Source organism: Streptomyces sp. NPDC054847 (assembly GCF_053610925.1).
The window spans coordinates 1-6,294 of sequence record NZ_JBSGZJ010000414.1; the positions used below are offsets into that span (position 1 = coordinate 1).

Sequence of the window (6,294 nt, forward strand, 5' to 3'; positions counted from 1 at the left end):
GGAGCGGGCCGCTCCCCAGGGGCGAAGGAGCCCCCGAAAGTGTCAGGCGCGGGGCTCGTACGCCTGCGGCGCGGCCGCCTGCGCCGGTGCCTGGCCGGGGCCGGCGAACCAGACCACGAGCGGTGCGCGGCTCATCCGCATCGTGCCCAGCAGCGTCGCCGCCGCACGGACCAGCACCAGGGTGAACACCGTCGCGACCAGGGCGCCGACCACCAGCCCCACCAGCACGTCATGCGGGTAGTGCACGCCGACGAAGACCCGGGAGAACGCCATCAGCAGGGCCATCGGCACCGTGAGCAGCGCGATCCGGGGCCACGCGAGGGCCAGGGCGACGGCCGCCGCGCCCGCGATCGCCGCGTGATTGCTGGGGAACGACCAGTCGCCGGTCGGCGGGCAGGGCACCAGTGCCGCCGCAGCGTCCGCGACGGTGCGGCACGGGCGTTCCTCGTCCACGACAGACTTCAGGGACTCGCTGACGACGTAGCCGGCGGCCGTCGCGAGCGGTGCGAGCACCGCGAGGGCGACGGCACGGTTGTCGCCCGCCCGCGACCGCCACCAGGCCACCACGTACAGCACTCCGAAGAGCAACAGCCCCGCCTCCGTCCAGAGTTCGGCGACGTGCTGCACCCAGGAAGGAGTCGTGTGGGCGAAGTCGATGATGTCCCGGTAGAGATCGCGGGTGATGCTGCTGTCCATGGTCAGGGACCGTACCTTCCCTGCGGCGGCGGTCACCCGGGGCCATCGGACAGGGCCACCCCTGACGAAAGTAACGGCCTTGCGGGGCAGGGTCCGTGATGATGATCGGCAGAGTTCGGAAGTATGGCGGCGGGTACGGCGGGAGTTGGGCCGGATCTCTCGTAGAGTTTGAGCCGTGGGATCTCTGCGCAATCCGATCGGGCCGCTCCCCTCCTCCATCTACTGGCGACGGAGGGCAGTCGCGGCGTCGCTGGTTGCGCTCATCGCGGTACTGATCGTCTGGGCGGTCGGTTCGGCGGGAGAGGGCGGCGGCAGCGACGACAAGGGCGCCGGGGGTACGTCTCCCCTTCCCTCCATCACGCCGGGGCCCGGCCAGTCGGGGCCCGCGATCAGCGAACAGCCGGGCGGGCGTGACGAATCGGACGCCGGCGCGGACAACGGCGGTAAAGGGTCCGGGAGTTCGAGCGGTTCGAGCGGTACCGGCGACTCCTCGGGCGGTGCTTCTGGCGGAGCGACGAGCGGCACGACCGGCGGCTCGTCCGACGGTGGCACGGACGGCGGCGGCGCGGATGGCGGTGCCGGCGGTACGGCGGGCGGGGGTTCGGCCGGCCGCCCCGTACCGGCGGGCTCGACGCTCCCCGACTGCGCCCCGGGATCACTGAAGTTGACGCTGCGCAGCGCGAAGGTCGCCTACGAGCCGGGGGAGAACCCGTCGTTCCGGCTCGTCGTCACCAACTCCTCGGCGACGACATGCAAGGCCGACTTCGGCCCGAAGGCGGCCGTGTTCACCGTCACCGACGCCGAGGACGAGTCCGTCTGGTCCACCAAGGACTGCCCGCGCCCGGCCGGGAGCCGGCTGCTCCAGGTACCGGCGAAGTCCACGATCACGCACACCGTGGAGTGGGACCGCAAGCGGAGCGCGCCGCAGTGCGCGACGCCGACGGCGGGCGCGGTAGGCCCGGGCACCTACTTGGTGGAGGCGACGTTCCCGGGCACGACGGTGCTGCCGGCCTCGTTCCGTCTCGACAAGGTCTGAGCCCAGGGCTTCCCCCGGAGGAGCCGGGCACGACAACGCCCGGGGGCGTACGGCCGTCCCGGCATGATCCGAACGAGAGGCCTTAGACGTACCGCTCGAGGATCGAGGACTCCGCGAGCCGCGACAGGCCCTCCCGCACGCTGCGGGCCCGCGCCTCGCCGACGCCGTCCACGGCCTGAAGGTCGTCCACGCTCGCCGCGAGCAGCTTCTGCAGCCCGCCGAAGTGCTCGACGAGCCGCTCGATGATCGCGCCCGGCAGCCGCGGAACCTTCGCCAGCAGCCGGTAACCGCGCGGCGAGACCGCCGAGTCGAGCGTCTCCGGCGAACCGCTGTAGCCGAGCGCCCTGGCCACGGTGGGCAGTTCGAGCAGCTCGCCGTGGCTGAGCGCGTCCAGCTCCGCGAGTGCCTCCTCCACGGTGCGCGAGCGCTTCGCCGTGGGCTCCGGTACGTAGTCGCGCACGACCAGTTCACGCTCCGGCTCGACACCCGCGATCAACTCGTCGAGCTGCAGGGCCAGCAGACGGCCGTCGGTGCCCAGCTCGACCACGTACTCCGCGATCTCCGTCGCGATGCGGCGCACCATCTCCAGGCGCTGCGCGACCGCGGTGACGTCGCGGACGGTGACCAGGTCCTCGATCTCGAGGGCCGACAGTGTGCCCGCGACCTCGTCGAGGCGGAGCTTGTAGCGCTCGAGGGTGGCCAGTGCCTGGTTGGCGCGGGACAGGATCGCCGCCGACTCCTCCAGGACCCGGCGCTCCCCGTCCACGTACAGCGCGATCAGGCGCATCGACTGCGACACGGACACGACCGGGAAGCCGCACTGACGTGAGACCCGGTCCGCGGTGCGGTGCCGGGTGCCCGTCTCCTCCGTGGGGATCGAGGCGTCCGGGACCAGCTGCACCCCCGCCCGGTGGATCTTGGAGATGTCCTTGTCGAGGATGAGCGCGCCGTCCAGCTTGCACAGCTCGCGCAACCTGGTGGCGGTGAATTCCACGTCCAGCACGAAACCGCCGGTGCACATCGACTCGACGGTCTTGTCCATGCCGAGAACGATCAGGCCTCCGGTGTTGCCCCGGAGGATGCGCTCCAGTCCGTCGCGCAGGGCGGTGCCCGGTGCGACGGCGCTCAGGGCGGCGCGGATCAGCGCTTCGTTGCCGGAGCCTCCGCCGGACTTTCCGGGTGCTGATGCCCCGTCCTTGGCTGCCACTGCACTCCTCCGGCTCGTACGGGTGGGCGAGACCAGGGCAAAGTCTACCGGCGAGCTTCCGCCTCCCGTGGGGCCTCCGCCCGCTCTCTGCGCGAGCCGTCGCCGGAGGACCTCTGACGGCCCTTGGGCAGCACCCTCAGGGCGTCACCCATGTCGGCGACTTCCGTGACCTTCATACCGGGTGGGACCTTCCCCGGATCGGAGGGGACCAAGGCGTGCGTGAAGCCCAGACGGTGAGCCTCCGCCAGCCTGCGCTGGACGCCCGTGACCCTCCTCACCTCGCCCGCGAGCCCGACCTCGCCGATCGCGACCAGGTTCTTCGGCAGGGGCACGTCGCTGGCCGCCGAGGCCAGGGCGAGCGCGATCGCCAGGTCCGCGGCCGGTTCGGAGAGCTTCACCCCGCCGACCGTGGCGCTGTAGATGTCGCGCTTGCCGAGGGCGGTGATCCGGCCGCGCTGCTCGAGCACGGCCAGCATCATCGACACGCGGGAGGTCTCCAGACCGGACGTGGTGCGCCGGGGAGAGGGGATCTGGGAGTCGACGGTGAGGGCCTGCACCTCGGCGACCAAGGGGCGGCGGCCCTCCAGGGTCACCGTCAGGCACGTGCCCGGGACCGGCTCCGCGCGGCGGGTCAGGAACAGCCCGGACGGGTCCGCGAGGCCGGTGATGCCCTCGTCGTGCAGTTCGAAGCAGCCGACCTCGTCGGTCGCGCCGTAGCGGTTCTTCACGCCTCTGACCAGGCGCAGCCGGGCGTGCCGGTCGCCCTCGAAGGAGAGCACCACGTCCACCAGGTGCTCGAGCAGCCGGGGACCGGCGATGGCGCCGTCCTTGGTGACGTGGCCGACGAGCAGCGTGGACATGCCGCGTTCCTTGGAGGCGCGGATGAGCGCGCCCGCGACCTCCCTGACCTGAGCCATGCCGCCGGGGGCCCCGTCGATCTCGGGGGACGCCACGGTCTGCACCGAGTCGAGGACCAGCAGGGAGGGCTTGACCGCGTCCAGGTGGCCGAGCACGGCCGAGAGGTCGGTCTCCGCGGCGAGGTAGAGGTGGTCGTGCAGCGCCTTGATCCGGTCGGCGCGCAGCCGCACCTGACTCGCGGACTCCTCGCCCGTCACATAGAGCGTGCGGTGCTCGTCGCTGGCCGCCTTAGCCGCGACGTCGAGCAGCAGCGTCGACTTGCCGACGCCGGGTTCGCCCGCGAGGAGCACGACGGCGCCGGGCACCAGCCCCCCGCCGAGCACCCGGTCGAGCTCGTCGACGCCGGTGGAGCGGGCGGTCGCCTGCCGGCCGTCGACCTGGCCGATGGGCAGCGCGGCGGTGGACACACGGCCGGCGGCAGTCGTGCGGACGGCGGGTGCGCCGTACTCCTCGACCGTGCCCCACGCCTGGCATTCGGGGCAGCGGCCGAGCCACTTGACGGTCGTCCAGCCGCACTCTGTGCAGCGGTAGGACGGCCGGTCCTTCGCGGATTTCGTACGGGCAGCCATGCGCAAACCGTAACCGGGGCCACCGACAGCGCGGCGACTCGACCGAAAGGGGGATGGCATTCGGCCCTGATTTCACTATCGCTGTCCCCCTTCGAGCGAACTGTTCACCCGTAGGGGTTAAAAGTGCTCAAGGGGTGCGAAGGGGTCGCGGTCCTGCCCCTACGGTCACGGAGTGACGAGCAGCAGGCTGGAATCCCCTACCCACACCACCGGCGCACACCGGGCGCACCGACGCGCCCCCCGAATGTCGCCCGGGCGGCCGCCCGCACGTTACGAGCCGTACCTGGACGGCCTGTTCACCTACTGCCTGTCCGTGCTCTGCGATCACGACGCGGCCACGGCGGTCCTCGGTGACGTACTCGCCATCGCCGAACGCCAGCAGGGGCGCTGCCCCGGCGACACGGCCGAGCGGAAGGCCTGGTTGTACGCGCTCGCACGGTGGGCCTGCCTGCGCCGGCTGACGGAGCAGCGGCGCAGGCGCCAGGGCGCGCACACCGGGCGGCCCGCCGCCGCGGAGGAGCGCGCCCGGACGAGCCCCGGGACCCCGGAGCGTCATCGCGCCGAACTCGCCCTGCTGGCCTGGCCGGAGGCCGCCGGCACCACCCCCGAGCAGCGCGAGGCGCTCGAACTCGCCGTCCGGCACGGGCTCGACGCCGGCCAGGTCGCCTCCGTCCTCGGTTCGGAGCCCGCGGCCACGCGCGACCTCCTCGCGGCCGCCGCATGCGAGGTCGAGCGGACCCGCGCCGCGCTCGCCGTCGTCGAGACGGGCAACTGCCCCGCGGTCGGCCGGCTCACCGGGGACAACCGCGTGCTGCTCTCCGCGGCGCTGCGCCAGGAGCTCGTACGGCACGTCGACGACTGTCCGCGCTGCCGGCGCGCCGCCGAGCGCGCCGGCGCGGGAGGGCCCTGGCCGGGCTCCGCGGTCACCCCCGCCGTGCTGCCGCTGGTCGAGGCGCCGAGGGCGGCCGCCTACATGGCGATGCTGCACGTACCGAGGGCGCGGGCCGGAGGGCCTCGGTTCGGCCCCCGGGGCTTCCCGCTGGACCCGAAGGACCATGCGGCGCGGCGGGACCGGCTGCGCGCGCGGGCGGTGACGACGACGGTCGTGGCCACCGTCGTGGCCGCTCCGGTACTCGCCCTGTGGGCCGCGTACCGAGGGGCGCCGCTGACGGGGGAGGCCCGCGGTCCCGCGGCGAGCGCGGACGAGCGGGCGGGCGCCGGCGGCTCGGCCGCCGACCCGTACGACCACTACGAGAACGCGGGCAACGCGAGCACGACGCCGGACCCGAGGTTCACGGCGAACCGGAGCTCGCCCGACGTCTCGGTCGAGGTCGTCAGCGAGGAAAGGATCACGCCGCCGTCCGTCGCGGGCCGGGTGGGGCCGGGCCGGATCACCGTCGAGGCGGAGCCGGCCGGGGACGGCACCCGCATCACGCTCGCGGCGTCCGGCGGCTCGCCGGTCCGCTGGTCGGCCTGGACGGATGCGTCCTGGCTCCGTCTGAGCCGGTCGTCCGGCACGCTGGACCCCGGCGAAACGATCACCCTGTATGTGACCGTCGACCGTTCGCGGGAGCCGGCCGGGCCGTGGCGGGCACGGGTGGGCGTCGATCCGTCCGGGGCGGTCGTCTTCATCCGCGGCCACGGTGACGCCACGAGGCCGCCGTCGTCGCCGGACCCTGACCCGACCTCGCCCTCCGGCCCGCCTCCGTCGTCGCCGGACCCGACCCCGCCGTCGAGCCCGCCGCCGTCGAGTCCGCCGCCCTCCGACCCGCCGTCGTCGCCCGCGCCGGACCCGACCCCGTCGGACCCGCCGACGGGTCCGCCCACGGAGCCGGCGACACCGCCGCCGGCGAACTGAGGCGCACGGG

Annotated in this window: 5 protein-coding genes; 2 read left to right on the forward strand and 3 right to left on the reverse strand. The window is 73.5% G+C overall.

Translation table 11 applies throughout. The features are described from left to right. Window positions 1–42: 42 nt before the first annotated feature. Complete coding sequence (locus ACWGH4_RS28810; RefSeq protein ID WP_453466083.1) at window positions 43–696, reverse strand: phosphatase PAP2 family protein; 654 nt, start codon at window positions 694–696, stop codon at window positions 43–45. A gap of 175 nt (window positions 697–871) precedes the next feature. Here ACWGH4_RS28810 and ACWGH4_RS28815 point away from each other — a divergent pair, with 175 nt between their 5' ends. Next, window positions 872–1,732 (forward strand): hypothetical protein, encoded by an 861-nt coding sequence (locus tag ACWGH4_RS28815; RefSeq protein ID WP_453466085.1) that lies wholly within the window; start codon window positions 872–874, stop codon window positions 1,730–1,732. Between the two features lie 82 nt (window positions 1,733–1,814). Here ACWGH4_RS28815 and disA read toward each other — a convergent pair whose 3' ends face one another. Beyond that, on the reverse strand, window positions 1,815–2,939 hold the full coding sequence (gene disA / locus ACWGH4_RS28820; RefSeq protein WP_005314096.1) for a DNA integrity scanning diadenylate cyclase DisA: 1,125 nt from the start codon (window positions 2,937–2,939) through the stop codon (window positions 1,815–1,817). Window positions 2,940–2,983: 44 nt separating this feature from the next. After that, entirely contained in the window at window positions 2,984–4,426 is a 1,443-nt protein-coding gene (gene radA / locus ACWGH4_RS28825; RefSeq protein ID WP_441263682.1) for a DNA repair protein RadA, read from the reverse strand. Between the two features lie 172 nt (window positions 4,427–4,598). On the opposite strand from radA, the gene ACWGH4_RS28830 reads away from it, so the two are divergent. After that, window positions 4,599–6,284 (forward strand): BACON domain-containing protein, encoded by a 1,686-nt coding sequence (locus ACWGH4_RS28830; RefSeq protein WP_453466088.1) that lies wholly within the window; start codon window positions 4,599–4,601, stop codon window positions 6,282–6,284. Window positions 6,285–6,294: the final 10 nt, after the last annotated feature.

Excerpts from the sequence above, each read along its gene's own strand:
- ACWGH4_RS28810 (WP_453466083.1), bottom strand. The coding sequence starts at position 696 with ATGGACAGCAGCATCACCCGCGATCTCTACCGGGACATCATCGACTTC.
- radA (WP_441263682.1), bottom strand. The coding sequence starts at position 4,426 with ATGGCTGCCCGTACGAAATCCGCGAAGGACCGGCCGTCCTACCGCTGC.